Annotated in this window: 19 protein-coding genes, 1 tRNA gene and 1 pseudogene; 14 read left to right on the forward strand and 7 right to left on the reverse strand. The window is 46.7% G+C overall.

Annotated features, from left to right (window positions below; genetic code table 11):
• Window positions 1-56 precede the first annotated feature (56 nt).
• Window positions 57-1,100, reverse strand: a complete 1,044-nt coding sequence (gene rhuM, locus AAF463_RS00195) for a RhuM family protein (RefSeq protein WP_350261329.1) — start codon at window positions 1,098-1,100, stop codon at window positions 57-59.
• Window positions 1,101-1,295: 195 nt separating this feature from the next.
• Here rhuM and AAF463_RS00200 point away from each other — a divergent pair, with 195 nt between their 5' ends.
• The 14 genes from AAF463_RS00200 (at window position 1,296) to AAF463_RS00265 (ending at window position 20,112) form a co-directional block, all read left to right on the forward strand.
• Window positions 1,296-1,955 carry a DUF1345 domain-containing protein gene (locus AAF463_RS00200; protein ID WP_101763861.1) on the forward strand — a complete coding sequence of 220 codons (660 nt, stop codon included), beginning with the start codon at window positions 1,296-1,298 and terminating at the stop codon, window positions 1,953-1,955.
• A gap of 1,386 nt (window positions 1,956-3,341) precedes the next feature.
• Window positions 3,342-6,482: an autotransporter outer membrane beta-barrel domain-containing protein gene (locus tag AAF463_RS00205; RefSeq protein WP_350261330.1), complete on the forward strand. Its 3,141-nt coding sequence runs from the start codon at window positions 3,342-3,344 to the stop codon at window positions 6,480-6,482.
• Window positions 6,483-7,320: 838 nt separating this feature from the next.
• On the forward strand, window positions 7,321-7,833 hold the full coding sequence (locus AAF463_RS00210; protein WP_350261331.1) for a fimbrial protein: 513 nt from the start codon (window positions 7,321-7,323) through the stop codon (window positions 7,831-7,833).
• A gap of 116 nt (window positions 7,834-7,949) precedes the next feature.
• Window positions 7,950-10,499, forward strand: a complete 2,550-nt coding sequence (locus AAF463_RS00215) for a fimbria/pilus outer membrane usher protein (RefSeq protein ID WP_350261332.1) — start codon at window positions 7,950-7,952, stop codon at window positions 10,497-10,499.
• Window positions 10,486-11,226 (forward strand): fimbria/pilus periplasmic chaperone, encoded by a 741-nt coding sequence (locus AAF463_RS00220; protein WP_350261333.1) that lies wholly within the window; start codon window positions 10,486-10,488, stop codon window positions 11,224-11,226. The genes AAF463_RS00215 and AAF463_RS00220 overlap by 14 nt, the downstream gene beginning before the upstream one ends.
• 109 nt (window positions 11,227-11,335) lie before the next feature.
• A complete protein-coding gene (locus AAF463_RS00225) occupies window positions 11,336-11,821 on the forward strand; it encodes a fimbrial protein (RefSeq protein WP_350261334.1) in 486 nt (161 codons plus the stop codon).
• A 1-nt stretch (window position 11,822) separates the two neighbouring features.
• A complete protein-coding gene (locus AAF463_RS00230; protein ID WP_350261335.1) occupies window positions 11,823-12,293 on the forward strand; it encodes a fimbrial protein in 471 nt (156 codons plus the stop codon).
• An 8-nt stretch (window positions 12,294-12,301) separates the two neighbouring features.
• Complete coding sequence (locus AAF463_RS00235; RefSeq protein ID WP_350261336.1) at window positions 12,302-12,826, forward strand: fimbrial protein; 525 nt, start codon at window positions 12,302-12,304, stop codon at window positions 12,824-12,826.
• A 32-nt stretch (window positions 12,827-12,858) separates the two neighbouring features.
• The gene (locus tag AAF463_RS00240; RefSeq protein ID WP_350261337.1) at window positions 12,859-13,725 is read left to right on the forward strand and encodes a hypothetical protein; all 867 of its coding nucleotides are present in this window, start codon (window positions 12,859-12,861) and stop codon (window positions 13,723-13,725) included.
• Window positions 13,726-14,012: 287 nt separating this feature from the next.
• Window positions 14,013-14,636 carry a response regulator gene (locus AAF463_RS00245; RefSeq protein WP_350261338.1) on the forward strand — a complete coding sequence of 208 codons (624 nt, stop codon included), beginning with the start codon at window positions 14,013-14,015 and terminating at the stop codon, window positions 14,634-14,636.
• Window positions 14,636-18,226, forward strand: a complete 3,591-nt coding sequence (locus tag AAF463_RS00250) for a transporter substrate-binding domain-containing protein (protein WP_350261339.1) — start codon at window positions 14,636-14,638, stop codon at window positions 18,224-18,226. Before AAF463_RS00245 ends, AAF463_RS00250 begins: the two co-directional genes overlap by 1 nt.
• A gap of 160 nt (window positions 18,227-18,386) precedes the next feature.
• The gene (locus AAF463_RS00255) at window positions 18,387-19,004 is read left to right on the forward strand and encodes a response regulator (protein WP_350261340.1); all 618 of its coding nucleotides are present in this window, start codon (window positions 18,387-18,389) and stop codon (window positions 19,002-19,004) included.
• 25 nt (window positions 19,005-19,029) lie between these two features.
• The gene (locus AAF463_RS00260) at window positions 19,030-19,443 is read left to right on the forward strand and encodes a hypothetical protein (RefSeq protein WP_350261341.1); all 414 of its coding nucleotides are present in this window, start codon (window positions 19,030-19,032) and stop codon (window positions 19,441-19,443) included.
• A 405-nt stretch (window positions 19,444-19,848) separates the two neighbouring features.
• On the forward strand, window positions 19,849-20,112 hold the full coding sequence (locus AAF463_RS00265) for a hypothetical protein (RefSeq protein WP_350261342.1): 264 nt from the start codon (window positions 19,849-19,851) through the stop codon (window positions 20,110-20,112).
• Between the two features lie 170 nt (window positions 20,113-20,282).
• Here AAF463_RS00265 and AAF463_RS00270 read toward each other — a convergent pair.
• The 6 genes and pseudogenes from AAF463_RS00270 to AAF463_RS00295 all read right to left on the reverse strand — a co-directional run.
• A pseudogene (locus AAF463_RS00270) lies at window positions 20,283-21,026 on the reverse strand (primase-like DNA-binding domain-containing protein); the annotation flags it as partial.
• Window positions 21,027-21,131: 105 nt separating this feature from the next.
• A complete protein-coding gene (locus AAF463_RS00275) occupies window positions 21,132-21,329 on the reverse strand; it encodes a DUF5375 family protein (protein WP_350261343.1) in 198 nt (65 codons plus the stop codon).
• 98 nt (window positions 21,330-21,427) lie between these two features.
• Window positions 21,428-21,522: transfer RNA gene (locus AAF463_RS00280), tRNA-Sec, on the reverse strand.
• A gap of 61 nt (window positions 21,523-21,583) precedes the next feature.
• Window positions 21,584-22,762: a D-xylose utilization transcriptional activator XylR gene (gene xylR, locus AAF463_RS00285; RefSeq protein WP_061719296.1), complete on the reverse strand. Its 1,179-nt coding sequence runs from the start codon at window positions 22,760-22,762 to the stop codon at window positions 21,584-21,586.
• A gap of 93 nt (window positions 22,763-22,855) precedes the next feature.
• The gene (gene xylH, locus AAF463_RS00290; RefSeq protein WP_350261344.1) at window positions 22,856-24,037 is read right to left on the reverse strand and encodes a xylose ABC transporter permease XylH; all 1,182 of its coding nucleotides are present in this window, start codon (window positions 24,035-24,037) and stop codon (window positions 22,856-22,858) included.
• Window positions 24,030-25,550, reverse strand: coding sequence for a xylose ABC transporter ATP-binding protein (locus AAF463_RS00295; protein ID WP_271460948.1), 1,521 nt, complete (start codon window positions 25,548-25,550; stop codon window positions 24,030-24,032). The genes xylH and AAF463_RS00295 overlap by 8 nt, the downstream gene beginning before the upstream one ends.
• Window positions 25,551-25,578 lie beyond the last annotated feature (28 nt).

Genomic DNA, 25,578 nt, shown 5'->3' on the forward strand with positions numbered 1-25,578 from the left:
AAGCGTGGGTGTGTATAAGCTGAGGAGTGAAAGGGCGGGATGCGGCCCAGCGGCGATCATTTCGATTTCTTAGGGCTTGTCTGCCACTGCAGTAGACCGGCGATGTTGTTTTCACCTTCTGCCTCTTTTAAACGACGCTGTTGCTCGGCGAATTGACCGTATTCAGCCTGCGCTTTTTCATCGGCCATTTTCTTACTGATTGAACCTGCACCTTGCAGCACATCGCGATCGTTAAACTGCAAAAATTGATCGAGTTTGCTCTGCCAATCGCGAAGAAAAACCTGCTGGCGGCGGCGCGCCTGATCTTCTGCGAAATCCAGCCACATCGTGACCACGCGATTAAGCTCGCTCACTTCGTCCTGAACCAGATAATTTTTAGCCACGGTGACATCGCTTCTGCGCACCTCTTCACCTTTGAAACTGGTCAAACCCATATGAGGTTGGCTGGCGTTGGCGCGCAAATGAATCAGCTCGGCAGCGGTATAACCGGTACAGGCAGAGTGCAATTTGTTCTGAATGGTTTGAAAAAACTGCGTGGTCTCTTTGAGGGAAGGTTGATAGTCAGCCGCTAAGGCAAAAATCTCGCGAACGCGTAAATACATCCGACGCTCACTGGCGCGAATGTCGCGAATACGCTCCAGCATCTCATCGAAATAGTCAGGTACTGCGGATGAACCAACCGGCGGATTTCTCAGCCGCTCGTCGTCCATCACGAAGCCCTTGACCAAATATTCTTGCAGGGTTTGCGTTGCCCATTGGCGGAACTGAGTACCGCGTGCAGAGCGGACGCGATAACCGATGGCGAGAATGATCGGCAGATTGTAATGAAGGGTATTGCGACTGACTTGACGAGTTCCTTCCTGTTGAACTTGTAAGTAAGACTTACAGGTTGCGTTTTGTTCAAGTTCGGCTTCTTCATAGATCGCTTTAATGTGCTGCGTAATGGCTTGCGGCGTAATTTGGTAAAGGGTGGCGATGGATGCTTGTGAAAGCCAAAGCGATTCCTGCTCGAAGCGACATTGAACTCGCACTTTCCCATCGCCGCTCGCAAACATGACAAATTCGCCTGCTGGTGATGGTGTGGATTGCTCCTCTGACATGTCGCCTCCGCTCTTATAGGATCTGGTGCACAGTATGCCAGAGAGACGCAATGAAGCTCATTAGTCGATTGGCGATTATTTTATCAACTACAGCGCAGCAGAATCGGTAAACGGTTGAGATGCTCCACAATTACAACCTCATTAACAGCGTCTACAGTTAACCTATCCACCTTCCTTCACTAAGCCTCTGACACCATGAGCCTTTCCTTGATGCATTACCTTCGCGCGCGCCTGCGTTTGCTGATTTCGATAGTCGCTGGCGTGGCCTGTTATTTCTTCCTGCCTGCGCATCTGGGCATGTTGCAGCGGCTGCTGATTGGCTGGAACGTGCTGGCATGGCTCTATCTCGCTTTTCTGTGGCTGCGCATGTTAGGCACTGAGGCCAAAGATATTCCGCATATTGCAAAAATCGAGGATGAAAGCGCGACGCTGGTGTTGAGTATGGTAACGCTCACCTGCCTGGTCAGCATTCTGGCGATCCTGATGGAGCTCACCACGCTGAAGAGCCTGACGGGAACGCCACGCGTGCTGCATCTGCTGCTGACCGCGGCAACCTTGGTGGTTTCCTGGGCGCTGCTTCCGACGTCATTCGCCATGCATTACGCGCATCATCACTATCTGCGGCGCAGCAAGGATGTCACGCCGATGATCTTTCCTGAAAAGCCCGAACAGCCGGGATACTGGGATTTTCTCTACTTCTCTTTCACCATCGCGGTAGCTTCGCAAACCGCCGATGTGGCAACGGGCACCACGGATATGCGGCAAATCGCCCTATTACAGTCGGTGATTTCGTTTGTATTCAATCTGGCGATTTTGGGATTGTCGGTGAATGTGGGGGCGGGGTTGTTGAGTTAGCTGAATGAAACAAAAAAGTGGCGGAAGATCACAGGAGTAATATAAAGAACCTAAACTATTGAATATAATTGATTTATTTGGAAAGCAACTTTCTTTGTATACATAAATCTATACACATTTCATTAAACGAAATTGCGTTATGAAAATGATGTAACTTTTATCGAAATGCGCAAAAGATTTTACTAATTATCCTTCACACTATTCACTCATGTTTTTTTATCAATAAAAACATTATGTTATATAGTGATTGATGGGTGAAGGGCTACCATTATCATTCATCTCCGATGAAGTCTAAAACGTTAACCCCGTCATTCTCCGTTAAAGGATAGTCATATCATTGCGGGATCGTGGCACTTCAGTGGCCGGCAGATACTGCTCTCTCCCATGAGAACGAGGTTGGGCTGCACACTATGTCTAGCTTGTGATGGTGATGCCCATACTCCCGTATAATTACTCTCAAGTAACAGGCCATAAATCTTCTTGCTAAGCGGGCTCATATAGCTACTCGCTTCTCCATACAGGTCCGAGAGAAGTGATTGATGTTGCGCCTAGGCTGTAGCGGCCTGATGCTAGCGTTCTCCACTCTGAGCGTATTGAGCTCCGGCGTAGTAAACAAGTAGCCGCAAAAATCGACTTCGTTATCGGCGCCAGTATGGCCTTTAGTTCAGAACCGTTATTGCTCAATTTGTTGAATGCATCAGCGAATAGCTAATTACTTCCCCCTGCTTAAGCGAAAAATCCGACACCATACATCGCATTACCCACTCCGGGGGCCCTCACGACAAGGCTAACCGGCGTGTGGCACCAATAGACCGATGACTTCTACGAAGGTCGACATGAAGGTCATCAGTGAAAGCTATTCATTTTTAATACGAAGACCTTCCGAAATAATATTTCCAAAGTCTAAGAGTACAGAAAATGATTAAAAATAAAACTCACTGAGTACTTTATAAATTCATCAAAGGATAAGGCATAGAAACATTTGAGGTTTATGTTTCAATCTAAATGGCGCTTGATACTGTTAGACATGGCAAAGTTTTTTCTGAGATATTTATAAAACCCGGGCGATGACGCTTTTTATGAATGATCTCCCCCATAAATCATATTGCTCTTCTTCAGTATCATATAAAAAGTGATTCAGTTTGTAGGTCGTTTCTTACGTGGTACGAAGATTTATCTCATATAAAACCATAGTGCCTATATGGCATCTTATTGATAAAAGTAAATAGTACGAAAAATCCCAATCCAAAATTTAATCGGTTCAAATTAATTCAATGATATCTCCGGAAATTTTAGATAATTAGCCGGGCACAGCAGTGGGTTAAATTTTTGTACAGGGTGGGAATGAATTCAGAATCACTTTAATCAATTTTTATGAGAGAAATCATGAATAGGATATATAGAGTTGTCAAAAGTAGAGCGACGGGTAATTGCGTCGTGGCATCTGAACTGGCCAGGGGAAGAGGTAAATCAAGAGTATCATGTTCTTCAGGTACTCCCGCTTCATTGATACGCGGAATTAATTCATTAATTCTTCCCGCATGTATATTAATGATATCAGGCAACGCTTCAGCTTCTGGTCCGATAATGCATGATGGAACAAGTGGATCTTATACCGCAGAAGACGTGAGCACATCTGATAATGGTCAGGCCGGTTACGGAGTTTTTAGCACTGGTGAGGGTGGAAATATTTCTTTCATTGATGGGGCTATCAGTACAACGGGTGACGATGCTTCGGGTGTGGTTACATCCGCTGGAGGAACGGTTAACATTGATAATTCTGTTATCAATACATCGGGTTCTTCAGCTTATGGGGCGTTAGCTAACCCTGGTGGGGGTGTGCTGAATATTACAAATAGTAAAATAAACGTAACGGGAAATAGAACCAGAGGCGTGCACAGTGAAGGTGGCAATGCCGTGATAACCAACACTGAAATTACCACAAGCGGTGAAATTGCTTATGGTATTTCAGCAATGAATGGCGGTGGAAACATCACCTTCAGAAATGGAACAATCAATTCAGCTGGAAGATACGGTATAGGGGCCTTTGCTACCGGAGCCGGAAATACCATTGATATCTCTGACAGCCAAATTACTACTTTGGGTTCTAGCGCGCCCGGAGTGTACGTCACCAATGGTGGCATCATCAGCTTGGAAAATACTGATGTACACTCTGATAAGACCTATGCCATGCAGGCTGACGGAAACTCTGTAATTAATTATGATGGGGGTACAATTAGTAATAACTCAAACACTGAAGCGCTTTATGCTCGCACTGGTGGGACCCTTAATGTCAAAAATGCAACGATTAACACAAACGGATATGGGTTTACAGGAACCAGTAGCACAAAACTAAATGCTGATAATGTCATATTCAATATTACTGGAACACATGTCGGTGTGTATGGTTACGCCTATAGCGACATAAATCTGAAAAATACTCAGATTAATATGCTTGGATCAAACCAGACTGGTATTCAACTCAGGGATCATTCAAAGGCTACACTCGATAATGTTACAATCAACGCATTAAACAATTGGGACGGGATCGTAATCGGTGCGGAAACTTCACTGAATGCCACTAACCTTCGTCTTAATATGAGCAGTGCCACCGATGGTGGCAGTAATCCAGCTCGTGGCTTATTAATGGGCAGTGGTAGTGGAGCTGGAAATGTCTCGTTAACAGATTCTCGCATTGAGGTGGCTGGCGACACGGGGACGGCCGTTTATGCCAGGAGCGGTACACAGACACTCTCGCTGGACAATAGCCTGATTAGCGCAGAAAGCGGAACAGGGATTGTTACTCAGTCGGGCGCAACGATGCTTGTTAACGCTTCAGGCTCAAACATATCGGGCAAGACATTGGTTTCGGCTGCGCTGAACTCCAATACCACACTTAACGGTAAAGATGGCTCAATGTTCGCCGGTGATATCGCTAACTCTGGCGGAACGATTAATTTAAATCTCGACTCAGGCTCTTCGTGGAAAGGAGCTACGGACAGCTTGCAGCAATTATCAATGAGCGATGGCAGTACATGGAGTGTCAGCGGCAATTCTGGTGTGGAATTACTCAATCTCAATAACAGTACTATTGATTTGCATACTCAAGCGAATGGTTTCAATACCTTGACGGTTGGGGAATTGACAAGCGCTGGCGGCACGCTGCGATTTGGTACAAAGCTTTTTGATGACGCATCTGAAACGGATAAATTACACATTACTGGCGATTACTCTGGTAATACCAACGTGATGGTTAGCAATGCCGGAGGCACGGGTGCGCAGACTATCGATGGAATTGAACTTATCAGCGTTGACGGTGCCGTTAATGGAACCTTTAGCCAGCAAGGGCGTATAGTGGCTGGCGCGTATGACTACAATCTTGTTCAAAAAGGTAATAAATGGTTGCTGGACAGTAAAATCTCGGAAAAACCCGTTGATCCTGTCGATCCGGAAAAACCTGTAGACCCTGTAGACCCTGAGATTCCGGTAGTGCCTGGTGGCCCGGGTGAAACAGGTGAGTCGGGCGGAAGCATTACGCCACCATCAGGACCTTCTCAGCACATTGTCCGTCCTGAAGCGGCAAGCTATGCGGCCAACCTTGCATCAGCTAATACGCTGTTTGCAACCTCACTTCATGACAGGCTGGGCGAGACCGCCTACGTTGATAGCCTCGGGCAACAGCATGTGACGAGTATGTGGCTCCGTAATAAGGGTGGTCACAACCGTTTTAAAGACAGTTCAGGACAATTAAGCTCAACCGGCAACCGCTATGTCGTTCAGCTGGGAGGAGATGTTTCTAGCGGGAGTACTGACGGAAGCGATCGCTTTCATCTGGGCGTAATGGGAGGGTATGCAAGGGCACAAACTAATACTCACTCTGCAGTATCCGGTTATAGTTCTAAAGGAAATATTCACGGATATAGCACCGGTTTATACGCAACCTGGCTACAGAACGATGAGGAAAATCGTGGTGGCTATATCGACAGCTGGGCGCTTTACAACTGGTTTGATAATAGCGTCAAGGGGCAGGATATCGGTCAGGAAAATTACAAATCTAAAGGTATCACTGCGTCCATTGAAGGGGGGTACACATTTAAGTTGGGCGAGGCCAATAAATTGGGCTATTACCTTCAGCCTCAAGCGCAGCTTACCTGGATGGGCGTTAAAGCAGATAATCATCAAGAGCAAAATGGTACTCGCGTTCGAGACTCAGGCGAAAATAATGTTCAGACTCGACTTGGAGCCCGAATTTTCCTGAAAGGCCACAATCATATCGACGATGGAAAAAATCGGACCTTTGAACCGTATATTGAGGCTAACTGGGTTGCCAATACGAAAGCGTTTGGCAGTAAATTGAACGACGTCCAGGTGAGTCAGAGTGGCTCCCGCAATATTGGCGAATTAAAGGCTGGTGTTGAAGGCCAGATTAACCCCAATCTCAATCTGTGGGGAAATATAGGTCAGCAACTCGGCGCTAAAGGCTATAGTGACAGTAGCGCTATGGTTGGTCTGAAAGTGAACTTTTAAAAAGTTAATTAAATTTTTGCATATAACCCGCCTTACGGCGGGTTTTTTTGGAAAGACTTGAAACTCTGTAGTTATTTTCCTACGTCTTTTATCCTGTTAACTGATGGCACGTAATGGACTATTGACAGAAAATGTCCGCTTTATCGACAACTTCAAAGAAGGCATTGTATGATATCTCTCAATGCAGCAATAAAGTTTTGGCTAGGAAAAAATACCAGAGCGAACACCTGGCTTGCTCTAATTATCTTTTGCACAGGATTCTGGTTATTAGCTAGTTCTGTATTGAGTATCGCTTATTTTTAATCAAATGAGTAATGTCATAGAGCTATCATGTAATTAAAACTGCAGCGCTACGAAGTTGATTAGTGAGATGGTGGAGGTTATCTATTTAACTTCTACCAGTTTGACCTTACTAAATTAAAACATGTTTTTTTTGTCGTTAATAATCTTCCCTCCTGCCCTTAAACCTCCTCATTGTGTCATCACCACCCGTGCACCCCCATCTGTCCAGACGCCAAGATTTATTTAACGATAAATGCAAGTTTGAAAGAGGTGGTCGGCCAGCCTGTAAATGTTCTTTAAATCATAAAAAGTAGGAATTTTAGGAAAATTCACACACAACAAATGCAATTAAATTAAAAAATCAACATGTAGTCCATGTACTACACGATATTACATTTAGGATTATAGCGACGAAACATTGATTCAAGTCAAATATGTGTCAGAGGAAATGTGTATGTAGAACATAGCTGCCTCTCATGACTGAATTAGTAGATGTGTTGCATTAACAGGACTTAATTCAGGAAAAATTCTGATAACACATATAAGGAATCAAAACATGAAATTAAAAAATATCGCTGTTGTAGTTGCATTACTTGCAGGTTCGGTTTCTGTCGCTCAAGCAAATACCGTAACTTTCACCGGTTCCATCATCGACGCAGCATGCTCAATTAACCCGGATGACGTGGATCAGACAGTGAACCTGGGTCAGATCTCAGTAAAAGAATTAGCGAGCGGCGGTTCATCAACGCCACGCAACTTCTCTATTCGTCTGGAAAACTGCGACCTTTCAGGCCTGGCTGATGGTACCGTAACCACCAAGTTCACCGGTGCTGCTTCCTCAAGCGTTCCAGATACTCTGGGTATCACCGGAGATGCGGGTAACGCGGGCGTGGTGATCACTAACGGTGACGGTGCTCCAATTGAACTGGGCGAAGAAACCGCCGCTCAAGCGCTGCAAAATGGCGATAACACGCTGCTGTACTCTGCTTACCTGAAAGGTGCAGCAACAGAAGCGGCAATCCCAGGTCAATTCACCGCAGTAGCTGATTACACCTTGGCTTATCAATAATCCCGGCTGGAAATTAAAATAAGCGCGTGCTTACGCGCTTTTTTATTTAGTCATGACGATAGTTTATTTACCAGGCGCTTTACACTGTAATTTAATATAATTCAAGCTGCGACAATATGATTAAGATAAATCAACTTGATAATGTTTTTCCTAAAACTAAGATTGCAGTAATTATTAGCCTGTTTTTTTTAGGGTCTGCCAGTTCTGCTGATGCAGTGAATTTCACTGAGTTCAATACTGATATTTTAAGTTCTGAAGATAAAAAAAATATTGACCTCTCAAAGTTTTCTGCTGGCAACTATATTCTTCCTGGAGAATACGATTTCAGAATATCGCTCAACAATCAGGATATAGGTGAGCATAAAGTCAGCTACTTAATTAAAGACGGCAATGCTTCAGAAACACTGCCCTGTCTTGATAGAAATGTTGTTTCAGAATTTGCCTTTAAGGAAGAGGTGGCAAAAAACCTAACCTGGTGGAACCAGAATCAATGCCTGAATATTTCCAGCATAAAAGGGATGGAAGCCCGCGGTGACTTGGGCGGTGCAGTCATAAACGTTTCCATCCCCAAAATGGATCTAGAATATTCTGATGCACGCTGGGACCCCCCTGCACGCTGGGACAACGGCATTCCGGCGATTATTGCCGACTATAATCTGCTGGGGATGAGTAACAAAGATCAGACAGGACCGACGCGCCACAACATTAGCGGAAACGGTGTTGTGGGCGCAAATGCCGGTGAATGGCGACTGCGCGCTGACTGGCAAGGAAGGATGAATAATAGTCAGGGGCGCGGTGTCAAAAATAATGAGTTCGATTTCAGTCGTTACTATGCCTATAAAGCATTGACCAGTATTCGTTCAAAATTAACGATTGGGGAATCCTATACCGACTCTGGTGTACTGGACAGCTTTCGCTTCACTGGATTCAAAATAAATTCAGAGGACGGGCAACTTCCTCCTAATCTTCGTGGCTATGCGCCAGAAGTAACGGGAATCGCCAAAACCAACGCAAAAGTCATAATCAGTCAGCAGGGGCAAGTTATATATGAAACACAGGTACCTGCTGGACCGTTTAACATCCGTGATTTGAGCAGTGCTTACAACGGGCTGCTGGATGTCAAAATTGAGGAGCAGGATGGTAGCGTTAGGACCTTTCAGGTTAATACCGCCAGTATTCCTTACCTTACAAGGCCTGGACTGTTCAGGTATAAGCTAAGCAGTGGGCGTCCATCCAACATTCGCCATAATATTCAGGGGCCGGCGTTCGGCAGCGGCGAGTTTTCATGGGGGGTGAGTAACGGCTGGTCCCTTTACGGAGGCAGCATCCTCGCTGACCGATATCAGTCTGGTGCGGTGGGATTGGGACGCGATCTTCTCGAGCTGGGGGCATTATCTTTTGACGTATCCACTTCACGAGCAGACGTGAAGAACGCCGGTAGTATGAAAGGCAATTCCTATCGTCTAAGTTATTCCAAATCGTTCAGTGAATACGATAGCCAAATTGCGTTTGCTGCTTATCGTTTCTCTGAAAAAAATTACATGACGATGAGTGATTACCTTAATCATTCACGCAATAGCGGATATACAGGGCAGGGTAAAGAGTCATACACCACGACGTTTGTTAAGAATTTTCGCGGCTCTGATGTCAGTGCCTACCTTGACTATAATTATCAATCTTATTGGGATCGACCGGAAAATCAACGCTGGAGTTTGACTGCAGCTAGATATATGGATATAGGACGATTTAAGAGTATAAGTGTTTCCCTATCTGCTTATCTGAACAATAACGGATATAAAAGAGATACGGGTGGTTATCTTTCCTTAAGCATGCCGTTTGGTAATAACGGGACGCTTGGCGTGAACAGTTCCGTTAATGGAAGCGATATAACAAACTCTGTGAGCTATAACGCGCGAGTCGATAACAGAACGAGTTATCAGATCCGTAGCGGCGTGACACGCAATGGCATGTTAGCCAGTGGGTATGTGTCTCATAATGCGGACATAGCGGAAGTCAATGCGAATGCCTCATTTGACGCCTCAAAATATTCATCAATAGGCGCGGGATTACGAGGTGGCGCAACGATAACCACGAAAGGCGCAGCCTTACATCGTACAACCGTTCTTGGTGGCAGTCGAATCATGGTAGACACCGATGACGTCGCAGACATACCTGTAAATAGCGGTGGTTCTAATGTGAGAACTAATCTGTTTGGTATTGCCGTTATTCCTGATGTAGCCAATTACTTTAAAAACGAAATTAAAATTGATGTGGACAAACTTCCCAAAAATGCTGAGTCCACTGGATCGCTCAAACAGTTTACGCTGACTGAGGGGGCTGTAGGTTACCGGACTTTCGACGTATTAGCTGGTGAAAAAGGCATGGGGATAATCAGACTTCAGGATGGTAGTTATCCTCCTTTTGGTGCGACGGTTAAAAACACCAAAGGACAGGCTACCGGTCTGGTCGGTGATAACGGAAATGTATACCTGAGCGGAATAATTCCCGGGCAAGATATGCGCGTTTCCTGGGGTGATAATTATGAATGCGATATCAATCTACCCGAAGGAAAGATAAGTGGTGAATCGATGTTATTACCCTGTATTAAAGCTAAAAAACCTGTATCTGTTAAAAAAATCGAGATTGCAAAAAATGAAATTCGTTAATCGTAAAGCATTACTTTTATTAGCTTTGAGCATTTCCAGCCAAGGTTATGCTGCAGTCGCTCTTGATCGCACGCGTGTAATATTCGATGGGAATCAAAATTCCACAAGTGTTGTAATAGCGAATAATAATGAAAAATTGCCCTATCTGGCACAGTCATGGATAGAAGATGCGGATGGTAAAAAAATCAACTCACCGCTGACCGTAGTTCCACCGCTTCAGCGGCTTGAACCCGGCAAAAAAAGTCAGATCAGGATTGATGCTTTACCGGCTATTAATACGCTACCAAAAGACAGAGAAAGCCTTTATTACTTTAACCTGCGCGAAATTCCGCCTCGAACGGATAAACCCAATACGTTGCAGATTGCCCTGCAGACGAAAGTGAAAATTTTCTATCGTCCGGCTGCAATTGTCCCGGATGAAAAGCTCTATCTCAATCCCTGGCAGGAAAAAATGGTATTAAATTTACAGGGTAAAAAGGTCATCGTTGAAAATCCTACGCCTTATTATATTACTTTGGCAAACGTGCAACGTGAGATGAAAGGAAAGACGCTGGCAGGATTTCAACCAGTAATGGTTAGTCCTTTTGGTAAGGCTGATTTAGGTGTGACAGCTGAAGCAATAGGAAATAAGCCATTATTAACCTACATTAATGATTACGGCGGTCGACCAGAATTGCCATTCAATTGTAGCGCAACAAAATGCGTGAGTGTGCCACAAAAAAAATAATAAAATATCGACATCAAGATTAAAAGCATTTACTAAAAAAATAATAAAAAGCCTTCAAAGATGATTGTGGGCTAACGAAAATATAATTATATATGGAGAAACTCTTGAAATGTTTGAGAGAGCCTGCATCATCACAACTTTAGTATTTATATTGACCGCCTCGCCTGTTAAGGCAAACATAAATGTAACTGTCAGAGGTAATATTATTGCCGCACCATCATGCGTGATTAATAACAACAATACGATAGATGTTGATTTTGGTAATAATATCTACACTTCGAAAGTTGATGGGCAAAATTACAGAAAAAATCTAGTTTATACATTGGTATGCGATAGTTCTTTGTCTAACAATCTCAAACTTGCTATGCAAGGTACCGCTGCAGGATTTGATGGTGCGCTTGCCACTAATAAATCTAACTTAGGAATTAAGTTTTATGCCAACAACACCGCTCTTGACGTTAATAGCTGGCTCAATTTTACCTATGATGCGAATAATTTACCTGCACTTGAGGCTGTGCCGGTAAAACGCAGTGGTGCAACATTGACTACCGGAGCATTCGACACCAATGCAACGCTTGTTGTTGAGGTACAGTGATATGAAACTTAAGGTGTATTTAGCATGTCTGGCGTTGGGGCTTTCATTTAATACCTTAGCGAACACCCGCTTGCATGGCGTACTTATTGAACCCCCTACCTGTGAGGTAAGCAGTGGTGAACCGATATCAGTAGATTTTGGGGAGGTCGGCGTTAACAACGTTGATGGGCAAAATTATATAAAAGATATCCCTTACTCGCTTTCATGTAACTCTTCACCGGCGGGTTTTGATCTGTATCTGAAAATGAGTGGAACTGTAACTACGTATGACACTGCCGCTCTACAAACCGATATAAGCGATCTTGGAATACGTATTTTTCAGAACGGAAATGCTCTGCAAATAAATAATGAGATATTGATCGATCCTGCCAACCCTCCTGAGCTGAAAGCTGTTCCTGTTAAAGAGCCTGGATCAACTCTCTCAGCTGCTCCCTTTAGCGCGTCAGCTACGTTGACAGCAGAATTTCAGTAGGACTACATATGAAATACTCAATCAGAACGTTAATTTTTTTAAACTCTCTTATTAGTTTCACTGCAGCAGCTACTGATGTTAATTTCCAAGGGCGTCTTATTGATGATGCCTGCCAAATCGCCCAGCCTGGCGTACCATTAGAAGTTGATTTTGGACAGATTGCCGTAAATAGCCTTTATGATAACACCCGCACAGCGGGCAAATCATTCACTGTATCGTTAATTAACTGCAATGTATCAGTTGCCCAATCAGTGAGTGTCACTTTCGAGGGCTCACCGGATGCAGGTGGACTTGCGGGTTATTTGGCAATTGCTCCCTCCAGCACCGCATCCGGAATTGGAATAGGTATTGAAACCGAGTCGGGTGATTTAATAGCGTTGGGCACCGCCTCGCCAGCCACAGAACTGGTAAATGGAACAAATGATATTGTGTTTAAGAGTTTTGTTCAAGGACAGCCAGATTCTATAGCAAATAAAACGATTGCAGCCGGAGACTTTAATAGCATGGCTACACTTTCATTTAACTATCAATAAATACTTGCTATTGTTCTTTATGAGATGATTATATGAAAATACTTATTTTTCTGGCTTTGCTCTTTTTTATAGGGATAAATAAAGTTTATTCTGCAACTTTCGTAATGTCGCCTGATGCAATGGAAGTAACTGTCAATTATCCTCAAATGATAGTACTTGAAGCAAAAGGCTACGCTGTTTATGATCCAAACGGTGTTCCTGATATTAGAGGTAATGTAGGTGGTGGTGGCGGGCCAAATGATGTGTGTTCTTATATTTCTGGCTGTGTTTTTGGACCAACTGCCAAATATGGATTTAGGCGTTTATCAGGCGGGACGATTTTTTACGCTACTGGAGAAATTAGATATGGTTCGCCTACACTCATCACACCTCAAGGTACCTCATGGTCAGATGCAGTGACAATGTGGAAAGAACAGTATGGTAATACTCGTGTCGCAGGATATTCATCCTATGATCCAAGGTATTATGAGTATGTATCTGCCGAATTATGTTTTGGCTGGGAGAGAAATGATGGCAGTTCTTCTAATAGAAATATAGACTGGAGTAGTTGCCGAAGTGCGCCTCCACCCAGAATTGACTGTCAAATCACTACACCTTCTATCCTACTTGATCACGGCGATTTAGTTTTAGGGCAGGTAAATGGAAGCGTAAAAGCTTCACAGTTTAATGTACGCTGTAATGGTAATGTGACTGCACAATATAATATCCTTCCCACTGGTCCAATAGTCCTGAAACCAGGCCTCAGCAGCACCATAACGGTGGACAATAAAGCGTTGGGGTCAGATATATCTCTTCGAGTGGGGGATAATATATTACCCATTGCTTCAACTCTGGCTGATACAGGTGCTACTGCAGGAAGCTTCGAGAGCACTGTCGTTTTGATGCAGTCATTTCAGTAATTATTTTTTAATTTTGTTGGCCGCCCATAACGTAATTTTGTGGGCGTTTTTTTGTTGTTATTTTTAATATTGCAAATGCTCTATTCATTATTTTAGATGGTTGGATTCTTTAATTTAAACTCCATTTAATATGATTAAACATATCTTTTTACATTTTGAATATTTTATTCGGAATATTCCGTTGATGCTGTAAGAATTGTACTACAATGAATGGGTTGTGCTTGTAGGATTTTTTCTGACCATATAGCATTTATAATTATTTTCACAGTTTAAAGAGATGATTAATTATGCCAAGATTTATTATTGTCGACGATCATCCGATTGCCCGGATAGCAATAAAACTTCTGCTGGAAAAACATGGCCATAGTGTTATAGCTGAATGCGGCGATGGAGAAGAAGCGGTGACGCTAGTTAGCCAGCTCAAACCCGATATGCTCATAGTCGACATTGATATACCTACGCTCAACGGAATCGAAGTTATTAAAGCCATACGTCGTTCCGGCAGAACACTGCCCATTATCGTGATGAGCGGCAAAAATATAGACTATTATGCATCTCAGAGCGCCAAGGCAGGGGCAAACGGCTTTATCAGCAAAGCAAATAACCTGGACGACCTTGTCAACGCGGTGAACACCGTCCGCAATGGTTACGGATACTTCCCTTTAAACGCGTCAAATACTTTGTTTGAAAATCAGCCTATAGATGACAGTGTCCGACTCAAGAGTTTATCAGCGCGCGAGTTTGAAGTTCTGCAGTACCTGGGGCAGGGCATGGAAGTTATCACGATTGCAACCCGTATGAAGATTAGCAATAAAACTGTCAGCACATTTAAATCCCGCCTCATGCCTAAACTGGAACTTAAAAATCGTAAGGAACTGCTCGAGTTTACCCGACGAAACAGGATGTCCTGATGCGAGTGCATGCTTATCTTCTTTTGCTGATCTTAAGCTTTTTATTTCCTCTTAAGGGAATGGCTTCCGCTGTTCCGCTTATTTTGCAGTCGGATACGACACCTGAGACAGTAGGCGCTGAACTCCCTGGATCGACTTGGCGTTGGCTCGCGATGAAGCGCCAGCTGACCGTTGCACTCTATGGTTCCGGATTACCACCGGTCACTCAATATGAGTACGACGATGTTCTGAGAGGCATCATTCCTGAACTGGTTCAGTCGCTAGGCCAGAGTCTCAGCCTGCAGGTAAAATTTGTTCATTACGGCAGTCGTGAAGAGGCGCTGGAGGCCCTTCAGGAATCCCATTCATCAATTGATGCGGTGGTTGCCGCACCCGGGAAGCAGCCTTCTCTTGGTCCCAGCGTATTGATCACAGATGATTTATTATCTCCTGTGCCAGTAATGGTTCGCAGCGATAGGGCGGCAAAGCATCATCGTCCAGGAGCAAATGTTATCGCTGTTCAGGAAGGCTTACTTTCTAAAGAAGACCTTTCCACCCTCTATCCTGATAAAGAGTTTACTTTTTACCCTGATGTAAAGAGCGCGCTGGCTTCGGTTGTTCTCGGTAAAAGTGATAAAGCACTGGGTGATTTGATTCCCGTCAACTTCATGATTGAGCGACATTTCGCGAATCTGCTTACGTTAGACAGTCAGGTCAGTACAGCTATTCCTGGTTATCGTTTGTATGTGCGTAATGACGGAACACCTCTGTACCACGCGCTCAATACAGTCATACAGAATATTTCAATCGCCGAACGAGAGCTCCTGCTGAGAAGATGGGATCAGGGGTCGGTAACCGCTTTTCTTGCAAAGCCACTTTCATTAACTCGGGAAGAAACTGACTGGATTAAAAATAATCCCGAAGTAAATATTCTGGTTTCTCAGTTTACTGCTCCCTTCATGTTATTTGATGATAGGAATAACTTTTACGGCATTACAGCAGATGTACTTAACCTTATTCATTTAAAAACCGGGTTGAAATTTATTCCTCAGCGTGAAGACTACGTTAACAACGCGCAAAAAAAGTTAAACGATCCAGCATTACCTATGGATATGGTCGGCGGGGTGATATGGAGCCCTGAAAGGGCAAAACAGTTTTTATTAACAAGACCATTCATGTATTCACCCAATGTTTTGGTCATGAATGAGCAGGATCCTAGCCTTCCCTACCATCCTGGTATGCGGATAGGAGTGCCTGCAGGGCACGCTGCAGTAAAGTGGATACGTGAACAGTACCCTGCCGTAAAGGTCACTGAAATCGGTAATGCGAGTTTAGCCATGCAGGAGCTTGCTGAGGGCAAGCTTGATGGTGTGGTTACGACGATGATCAGTGCTGACTATATTATTGCCCGTTACTATCCTGCGAAACTGAGAATTGCAGGCATTCTCCCCATCGGTGATGCTGCAGTATCCCTTGCTGTGAGGCGTGGCGCGCCTGAACTCTTCAGTATTATCAATAAAGCGTTAGCAGCGGTTCCACCTAAAATGTATACCGACATTATTAGCCGGTGGCAGGGAACCCCTGAAGCTCAGTTTCGTACATGGACGGTTTATCGCGGTCAGTTTTATTTGCTCGCTGCATCGGCCGCGTTGCTCCTTATTACCGCACTATTGTGGGGATACGCAAACCGTCGCAGAGTAAAAGCTAATAAGCTTGCGGAAGCAAAATATCAGGCTGAACTCAATTTTCAGGATCGACTGATAAATGGTCCGCCAAGGCCGGTTTATGTTTTTAATAATGACGGCATGATTATTCGTTCAAACCGGGCATTTCGCGACTTCTTTAGTGAAGAGCAACACCCTCTGCTGACGCTGCCATTGCAGGACAGACGAAACCCTCTTGACGACGTTTTTTACTCAATAACCAGCAAGTGGTCGGATTCAGGTTATGAAACAGAAAGCGTATACGAGAGTGAATTCGTATTATTCAATGGCTTTGAAAACCGGAAAATACGTCACTGGATAACCCCCTATAGTGACGATCAGAACAGGCAGGCTGGATGGATTTGCGGATGGCAGGATATTACTGAATACCTGCAGCTGCTTGATGAGATATCTCATGCTAAAGAGGCTGCTGAGCTGGCTAACCGAAGCAAAAGCCAGTTCCTTGCAACTATGAGTCATGAGATCAGGACCCCGCTGAGTGCAGTAATTGGCTTGCTGGAACTAAACGTCAGAGATGCCGCGAAGCCGGATCCCGATTCGTTACGTGTGGCTTATGATTCAGCTGAATCGTTGATGGGGCTCATTGGAGACATTCTTGATATGTCCAAGATTGAATCCGGTAAGCTTGAATTACAGCCTGAATGGCTTGAACTTCGATACATCACAAGGCAGGTGACCAGGGTATTTGATGGCCTGGCAAGACAAAAAGGACTGATGTTAAATCTGCATAAAAATATCCCCGAAGTTGAGATATTTACTGATCCGACAAAGCTGCGTCAAATTATCGCGAATCTGGTCAGTAACGCAATTAAATTTACCGAGCAGGGACAAGTGGATGTTAACGTCGATCTAATCGTGAATGAGCAAACCCAGAAAGCTCATATCACCATTAGCGTACGTGACACTGGCGTAGGTATCGATAAGTCAACTCAGGATAAAGTATTCAGACCTTTTGAGCAGGGCGGCGCAAATGATGCAGCCGGAACAGGTCTTGGTCTCGCAATCACGGCTGAACTGGTCAAAATGATGTCAGGCACCCTCACGCTGGACAGTATTCCCAGTATAGGAACCTGTATTAAGGTTGAGCTTAATGCTGACTATCGCGCTTCTGCGCTATCACTCCAGCATTCTGAGAACCGTCAGAAAAAGGCGCGGGCCGTGAGCATATTGATAGCAGACGATCATCCTGCAAATCGACTTTTACTGTCGAGGCAGTTAACTATCCTCGGTCATAACGTAGCTGAGGCTGAAAATGGAAAAATTGCTTTAGAAAAATGGAAAAGCGCTCACTTTGACCTGATCATTACCGATTGTAATATGCCCGTCATGGACGGCCTCTCACTTTCTAAAAGCATTAGAGCTGCGACTTCAGATCCAATAGTTATTCTCGGATTGACCGCAAATGCACAGCTTTCAGAAAAAGAAAGGTGCATTGGGGCAGGTATGAACGATTGCCTCTTCCGTCCGCTTGAGCTCAACCGGCTTTCTGATACGCTGAACTTTTATTTTCATGAAACTGAAAATAAAAGTAATTTAACTGACTGGATTGATTTTGATGTTATGCGGGATTTTTTACCCGAAGACAACACAGTTTTTACGGACTTTTTAGGTAAAGTGTTTGAAGAAGGGGAGAAAGATTTAGCACTGGCTAAAAACGCATTGGACGAAGGCAACTCGGAAACGCTAAAGCAGAGTTTACATAAAATGGGCGGCGCACTTCAGATATTGAAAGTTGAACGTATTACTCGAGAGATTTTATCTATTGAAGAACTGATTGACGTCGAAGAGGATACCTCAGTAATCAGGCAGTTCGTTAATGCACTTGAAATTGAATTTAAATCGTTCAGAACGTCTTTTGAAGCCTGGAGAGATGTGAATATACAATGATTTTGAGTGTGCTATTTGAAGATTGCAACTATAGGAAGGGGAGATTAGGATTTTTTACCATATGTTGTAAGAATTCTCCTACCATAGTCGGTTGTAATTGCATTATAAGATAGATGGATTCTATTATAGCGCCATTGAATAAAAATTGGCGGAATTGCAAATGCGACGTTTTCTAATAGTGGACGATCATCCTATAGTTCGGCTGGCTATTCGGGAATTGCTTACAAAAGATGGGCATGTAGTTGCTGAATGTGAAGATGGTTTAGACGTCATCACAGTAATTAAAGAGTTCAAACCTGATGTGTTAATTATTGATATCGATCTTCCTGAACGAAATGGTATAGAGGTAATTCAAGCCCTCCGTAAATTTAATAAAACCATTCCCATAATTGCCATTAGTGGTAAATCAGCTGAATTCTATGGGCTTGAAAGTTTCCGATGCGGTGCGAGCAGCTTTGTCAGCAAAACTCAGAGCTTAGTAGATTTGAAAATGGCTATTTCTCTTGTCAGTTCAGGGTATACGCACTTTCCCTTTCAATTTGCCTGTAATGAAAGTGCGTTTCAACTGGATGAAAAACTGCGTCTTAATACTCTTTCAATGAGGGAAATGCAGATTTTACATTTCTTTAGCGAAGGTATGGACAATAAAGAAATTGCAGAAAGGCTCAGTATAAGTAATAAAACCGTGAGTACTTTCAAGTTTCGTATGATGCAGAAACTTAAGCTTAATACGATGAAAGACGTTGTTGATTTCTCTGCTCGCCACAATCTAATCTGATAATGAATCAGGTTGTCTTTCTTAAATGACATTATTTTTTGGAGTAAAGGTGCTGCTTTCAATTATCCGGTTTATTATGCTTCCTGCATTAACGATATCATTATCTAATGCGGCTTTATCTCAAGAAGTTAATCACCATTTTTACTCTGCCTGTGATTTTAATGAGACAGAGGTGGAAATTATTTCTCAGGATGGTTCCGAAACTGAAAATATAAAGGTCCGGGTTGTCTTGAATTCTGAAGCCGCCAGGAAACTTGAATTACTCACGCGTAAAAATCTGGGTAATTCGCTATCCATTTACATCAATGGTGAAAAAATTACGACCGCCACAATTCAGAATGAATTGAAGGGTGGAGTCTTACAGTTCACGCTTAATCAGAGGCTTGCCACGAAGCTTGTTCCGGGTCTACTTCGAACATCTTGCAGACTGCATGGCTAATATCCTCCTGATGTATCGCTTTGTTAATGCCTGCTGATCAAGCTCTTATACCTTATTGGTCATGTGATGATCTATATTAATTAAATCAGTTAGTTATCCGTCAACTTGGTCACATATTTCATTACTTCCCTCATTCAACAGTTTATCTTCGCTGTGCCAGCCAAACCTCTGGAACTAACGGTCATTTTCGTCACCCCAACCATGTTATGAAATATAATTGAACAACCCATTCAGTTATTCCCCCTAATTTTCTCCACGAACGGAGTAAAGGCATATCTGTATCAGCGGCTGGATTTATCGTGCCTGTTACTGCACTCTAGAAAAATCTCAATCTCTTAAGCATCAAACTACTTAAGTTATGCGAAAAGTATCCGATAGGTTAATTACCTATCTAAGGAGATTGTGATGAAGAAACTGCGCTTTTTTTTGCTACTGGCCGCGATGTCACATAGTTATGCCGCTGTAAATGGCAGCATAACGTTCACCGGTACCATTTTTGTAGCACCCTGTTCAACTGGAGAGCATTCGATGCACTGCACAGGCAACGTGTATTCAGATACGTTGCCTGTGAATATAGATAAGCTACCTGCATCACTTCCTGAGTCTGTTGGCACCGCCAGTATCGAAACACGCGGGCACGCCAAAATTATTACTATCGCCTACATTTAAGCTTATCCCGGCTGACCTGCCTGCACATGCTAATACTGTGGGTCAGTCACCGAATGCAGAACGTCACACTTCAGCCTGATTACTGACGCCAGCCACGCAATAAGCGTAAAAAAGCGGCTTTTGCCGGTTCTTACTATTTATAAAGTTAAGGCTGCATCGCATTTTGGCAGCTAGTCGCTGCTGTTTTCTTCCGTGAGATCGAGATTGGTCTGCACCCCCAGCTTCGTGCGCCGCTTCAGATAATGATGCCCGTACTCGCGCATAATGCTCTCCAGCGACAGACTGAACATCTTCATGCTGAGTGGATTCCTGTAGCCGTTCGCCTCCATGTAAGCCAGATAGGCGTGATAGAGATAGCGTTTCGGCTGTAGCGGTCTGATGCTGGCGTTCCCCATATAAAGCGAAGTAGGCTCCGGCGTGGTGAACAGGTAGCCGCAGAAGTCCACCATCGGATCCGCGTCGCGCTTGATGCGCATCGCCTCATCAGAGTTCTGCTGCGACTGAAGCAACGCCCTTGCGTCCTGCGGCTGGCTGAACTGCTGCATCAGCTGGCGCACGATAACGGCCAGCTCGCCGCTGATTTTTTCCTTCAGCTGTGGGTCGCGCTCGTTTGCCGGGATGATTTCCGGAAAGTGCAGGATAACCCGGCGGCGCGACACGCCGCCGCTGCGGTCGGTGAAGCGCATCGGATTGTTGTTTACCGCCAGGATAACTGCAGGAATGTGCGTTGAGTAGGCATCGCGGTATTTCGGGTCCACGGAAACCGCATCGCCGCCGGTAATCGCCTTGATGCCCGCGCCGTCGCCGCTCCACTTCTCCAGGTCGGGCAGAATTATCAGCGAGAAGCCAATCACCGCCGCGCGCTCGCGCGATGACTCCAGCGTCTCGATGGTCGCGGAGGTGGTGTTGTCCGTTCTCTGACACACCGGGCACGGCATGTGGCGGTTTTTTTATTACCTTCACGCCCCGCGCTGCGGTGGCCGCTTCTGATACCATCATTTTCATCGTACCGTTTTCCCTCAGTGCAGCACCGGCGCGTCTGTCATGCGCCTGCAGAGTTCATCTATCATCACATGACCGAGAAAGCTCAGACGCGGGGCCGACTTCAGCGGCCCGGTGAACAGCGGGTCATCCAGCAGCGCGCAGGCACCCGTGCCAAGGCAGGTAAAAACCTCCAGCTCGGTTTCAATAACGTGCTCAAGGCGCGCCAGCTTCACACCGGGATAACGCTGCTGTTCGTGGCACTCCTCAGATAGGGTGGTAATTCAATATTTTGTTTTTAGATGAATAATCTCGGAAGGATACAGAAGTGTCGTGGCGGAAGATCACAGGAGTCGAACCTGCCCAGGACCGCTGGCGGCCCCAACCGGATTTGAAATCCGGCCGCCTCACCGGAGACGACGATCTTCCTTTGAAGATGCCGCAGGAGTATAGCGACAATCGCGGCGGAATTCTTGATCTCAGCCGTGCGTCACAACACGTTTTCACCGTGAAGTTGCCGATACTCCTTCGGCGTATTGGCGTAACTCTTTTTAAACACCGAATAGAAATATTGCAGCGACGGGTAACCACACATTTGTGAGATCTCATTGATGCTCAGCGAAGAACACGCCAGCAGCTCGCGCGCTTTCTCCAGTTTTTCGCGGTGAATCATGGCGTGAATGGTGTCACCGGTTTCATCGCGGAAACGTTTTTCCAGATTCGATCGCGAGATGCCGATGGCATCCAGCACCTGTTCAACTTTAATGCCTTTGCAGGCGTTAAAGCGGATGTAATGCATCGCCTGAATCACCGCAGGATCGTGCAAGGAGCGGAAATCGGTGGAGCGGCGCGCAATCACTTTTACCGGTGGCACCAGAATTCGTTGCAGTTGCAGAGGCTGATTATCCAGCAGGCGATGCAGCAGTTTTGCCGCCTGATAACCCATCTGGCGTGAACCCTGCGCCACGGACGAGAGCGCTACGCGCGACAGATAACGCGTCAGTTCCTCGTTATCAATCCCGATCACCGTGAGCTTTTCCGGCACCGGAATTTTGAGATATTCACAGGCCTGCAGCAGATGGCGCGCACGGGCATCGGTGACGGCAATAATACCGGTTTGCTGCGGCAAGGTTTGCAGCCAGTCAGCCAGGCGGTTCTGAGCGTGCTGCCAGTTTTCCGGCGCTGTTTCCATGCCCTGATAAACCACGCCTTGATAACGCTCGCGCGCCACCAGCTGGCGAAACGCATGTTCACGCTCTTGCGCCCAGCGTTTGCCACTGGCTGCGGGCAAGCCATAGAAAGCAAAGCGATTCACGCCTTTCTCTTTCAAATGCAAGAAAGCGCTCTCGACCAGCGCGGCGTTGTCGGTGGCGATGTAATGCACCGGCGGATAATCCTGCGGCTGATGGTACGATCCGCCAACGCCAACTATCGGCACCGACACGTTCGCCAGCAGTTTTTCAATCGAGGGATCGTCGTAATCCGCAATAACTCCATCGCCCAGCCATTCACGGATATTGTCGATGCGGCAACGAAAATCCTCCTCAATGAAAATGTCCCAATCCGTTTGTGATGCCTGTAAATACTCACCGACACCCTCAACCACCTGGCGGTCATAGACCTTATTGGCGTTGAACAGCAACGTAATGCGAAAGCGTTTCTCATGCATCGTGGCGCACTCTCCTAAATCGACAGCACCTTGCATAGCATGGCACGACGGACAGCAGAAAGAATTTGCGCCACATTGTGATCCCCCACGCGATTACACCCGGCGGCGCGTCGCGGTATCCATCCACACTGCCAGCAGCAGGATGGCGCCCTTGACGATGTACTGCCAAAAGGTCGGGACATCCATCATGCTCATGCCGTTATCCAGCGACGCCATGATAAAGGCGCCGATGACCGCGCCCGCCACCGAGCCAACGCCGCCCGCCAGGCTGGTACCGCCAATCACACAGGCGGCGATGGCATCCAGCTCGGCAATGTTGCCTGCCGAGGGCGAACCCGCGCCAAGGCGTGAGCTCAGGATCAGGCCCGCAATCGCCACCATCACGCCATTGATGGCGAAGACCGCCAGCTTGGTGCGGGCCACATTAATGCCGGAAAGGCGCGCGGCATCCAGGTTGCCACCGATGGCATAAATCCGGCGACCAAAGGCCGTGCGCGTCGCCATAAACATGCCGCCGAGCAACAGCAGCGCCAGCAGCAAGACCGGCGTTGGTACGCCGCGATAGTCGTTGAGCAGCCAAATCGCGCCCAGTACCAGAACGGCGGTGACGACCTGCCGCACCAGCGCACCGCTGACGGAGGTTTGCGCCAGACCAAGATGTTGGCGACGCAGGCGCAAGCGCCATTGCCAGAGGATAAACAGCGCGAGGCCAGCAAAGCCGAAGCCAAACCCGATCCCGCCAGGCAGATAGCTTTGGCCAATCTGCGACATCGCCGGGCTGGTAGGCGCTACCGTGGTGCCATCGGTGATGCCGACCAGAATGCCGCGGAACGCCAGCATCCCCGCCAGCGTGACAATAAACGACGGAACTTTGCGATAGGCCACCCACCAGCCGTTCCAGGTGCCGAGCAGCAAACCCATCACCAAAGTCACGACGATGGTGAGCGGCAGCGGCCAACCGAGCCAGACGTCAAAGATAGCTGCAGCACCGCCGAGCAACCCCATCATCGAACCCACCGAGAGATCGATCTCCGCAGAGATAATGACGAACACCATGCCGACCGCAAGAATGCCGGTAATGGCGGTCTGGCGCAGCAGGTTGGAAACATTACGTGCGCTGAGCCAGGCACCGTCGGTGGTCCAGGTGAAGAACAGGGCGATCAGCACAATCGCACCCAGCATCACCAGCACCTGCAGATTAGGCAGCGAGAATTTACCTGGCGCACCTTTACCCGGCGTAGTGAGGCCGCGTTGCGTACTTTCGGTCTTAAACATAGTGTTCACTCCGCAGGGCGGCTTCCATCACCTGCTCCTGAGTCAGGTTATCGTTAATCAGATCGGCTTTGATTTTGCCTTCATGCATCACCAAAACCCGATCGCTCAGGCCCAGCACTTCGGGCAGCTCAGACGAAATGACAATCACGGCAATCCCTTGCTGCACTAGCGAATTGATTAGCAGATAGATTTCCTGGCGCGCGCCCACATCAATGCCGCGCGTAGGCTCATCAAGAATTAAGATTTTTGGATTGAGCAGCAGGCATTTAGCGAGGATCGCTTTCTGTTGATTCCCGCCGCTCAGGCGACCAATCGGCAGTTCCGCCGACGAGGTTTTCACCCGCAGGCGCGCAATGGCCTGGTTGATCGCCTGCTGCTCCTGCGCTTCATCCAGCAGCGAAAGTCGGGGAGAGAATTGATCCAGCGCGGCCAGCGTAATGTTTTTGCCCACGCCCATTAGCGGCACGATGCCATCCTTTTTGCGATCTTCCGGCACCATCGCGATGCCGTGCGCGATGGCGGCGCGGCAGTCCTTGATACGGACTTTCTTGCCGTTAATATGAATATCGCCCTGCCAGCGTCCCGGCCAAACGCCAAATAGACACTGCACGGTTTCGGTTCGACCGGCACCAACCAGCCCGGCAATGCCAAGAATTTCGCCGCGCTTCAGGCTAAAAGAGACGTTATCCACCCGGCGGATATGGCGGTTGATGGGATGCCACGCCGTGAGGTTCTCTACCTGCAACAGGGTTTCGCCAATCTCGTGTGGGCTATGCGGATAGAGCGCCGTCAGCTCGCGCCCGACCATCATGGTGATGATGTCATCCTCACTCAGCCCGGCGGCCGCGCGGGTCGCGATATGCTGACCATCGCGGATCACGCAGACGGTGTCCGAAATCGCTTTTACCTCGTTGAGTTTGTGCGAAATGTAGATGCAGGCGATGCCATGTTCGCGCAGGTTTTTGATGATGCTTAGCAGCACCTCCGTTTCCTGTTCGGTGAGCGAAGAGGTCGGTTCGTCGAGGATCAGCAGGCGCACCTGTTTATTCAAGGCGCGTGCAATCTCCACCAGCTGTTGCTGGCCTAATCCCAGTTCGCCGACGCGCGTATCCGGCGATACCTGCAGCTTGACCCGCTCCAGCAGCTGCTGGCAACGCAACGTCATGGTTTCGTCATCCACCATGCCGAAACGTCCCAGCTCTGCGCCGAGGAAAATGTTCTCCATCACCGTCAGCTGCCGCACCAGCGCCAGCTCTTGATGGATGATCACGATCCCTTTGCGTTCGGTATCACGAATGGTCTGCGCCTGAATCTCGTCGCCCGCAAAATGGATACTGCCTTCAAAGTCACCGTGCGGATACAGCCCGCACAGGATCTTCATCAGGGTCGATTTCCCCGAGCCGTTTTCGCCGCACAGCGACATCACTTCACCGGCTTCCAGCTGCAGGCTCACGTCATCCAGAGCTTTCACCGCGCCGAAACGCTTGGTGATATGGTTCATTTCCAGCAACATCGGCCTCTCTCCTTTACGGGCTCGCGCC

The organism is Pantoea sp. BJ2, assembly GCF_040255075.1.
Lineage (GTDB): Bacteria > Pseudomonadota > Gammaproteobacteria > Enterobacterales > Enterobacteriaceae > Pantoea > Pantoea leporis.